We start from the raw sequence: 1,410 nt of genomic DNA on the forward strand, positions 1-1,410 counted from the left end.
CGGCACACTGGCGCAACCTGCTGGAGGCGATCTGCCAGGACGCGAGTCAGCGTGTCGGCGAATTGCCGATGCTGGCTGAAGCGGAGTACGTCGAGCTTGTTCGCGGCTGCGAGTCCGCCCCCTGTGCCGAGCCTGCCTGCCTGCATCCCTTGGTCGAGGCGCAGGCGACGCGGACCCCGGAGGCGACGGCGGTGGTGCATGGCGAGATCGAGCTGAGCTACCGGGAACTGAACCGCCGGGCCAACGTACTGGCGCACAGGCTGCGGGCCGAAGGCGTTGGTCCGGACGTACCGGTGGGTATCGCCATGCAGCGCAGCCCGGAGTTGGTCGTGGCGTTGCTGGCGGTGCTGAAAGCCGGTGGCGCCTACGTGCCGATGGATCCCGGTTATCCCGCCGAGCGCCTGGCCTTCCTGGCAGAGGACAGCGGGATTGGCCTGTTGCTGACACAGACGTTCCTGCAGGATGAACTGCCGTTCAACGCACAGCTGACGAACCTATGCCTGGACGACCCGAGCCTGTTCCAGAACGTCCCGGCGCAGTGGGACGGGAATCCGGAGCAGCGTGCCTGTCCGGAGCATCTGGCCTACATCATCTATACCTCTGGTTCGACCGGGCGCCCGAAGGGCGTTGGCATCACCCATGGCGCGCTGGTCAATCACATGCGCTGGATGCAGGAGCGCTTCCAGTTGGCGGCGCACGAGCGAGTGTTGCAGCGAACCTCGAGTAGCTTCGACGCCTCGGTGTGGGAGTTCTGGCTGCCACTGATGTCCGGCGCTCGCCTGCACTTGGCGCCTGCGGAGCTGGGTACCTCGCTAGAGAGCTTGTGGGGGCTGGTCGAGGCACAACGGATCAATGTGCTGCAAATGCCGCCGTCGCTGTTGCAGGCGCTGCTGCCTTTCGCCGGCGACGACCAGTTGGACTCGCTGCGGCTGCTCTGCTGCGGTGGCGAAGCGCTGAGCGGCGCGCTGCTGGAACAACTGGGGCGCCGCTGGAACGGCGAGCTGGTCAACCTCTACGGGCCGACCGAAGCGACCATCGATGCCTGCTGCTTCTCGGCGCCGGTGAAGGAGGTCGGGGCGGAAATTCCCATTGGTGCACCGATCGCGGGAGTGCGCGCGCGCATCCTCGATGCGGCGGGTGGGGTCTGTCCGGTGGGTTGCCGAGGCGAACTGCTGATCGCCGGTGCCGGCCTGGCGCGCGGCTACCTGGGACGACCCGGGCTGACCGCGGAGCGCTTCGTGCCGGACCCGTACGGCGACGGCGAGCGGATCTACCGTACCGGCGACCTGGCGCGGTTGCGCAGAGACGGGCAGATCGACTATCTCGGTCGCCTGGACCACCAGGTGAAGATCCGGGGTTTCCGTATCGAACTGGGCGAGATCGAGGCGCGCCTGCTGGAGCAGGAGTGCG

1 protein-coding gene is annotated in these 1,410 nt (G+C 67.3%); it reads left to right on the top strand.

Features of this window, described 5'->3' with window-relative positions:
• Window positions 1-1,410: amino acid adenylation domain-containing protein (locus tag HMPREF2886_RS28455; RefSeq protein ID WP_139148431.1), on the top strand; the 1,410-nt coding region annotated here is incomplete at both ends.

Origin of the sequence: Pseudomonas sp. HMSC066A08 (assembly GCF_001813025.1) — a bacterium.
In the GTDB taxonomy this organism is placed as follows: domain Bacteria; phylum Pseudomonadota; class Gammaproteobacteria; order Pseudomonadales; family Pseudomonadaceae; genus Pseudomonas; species Pseudomonas aeruginosa.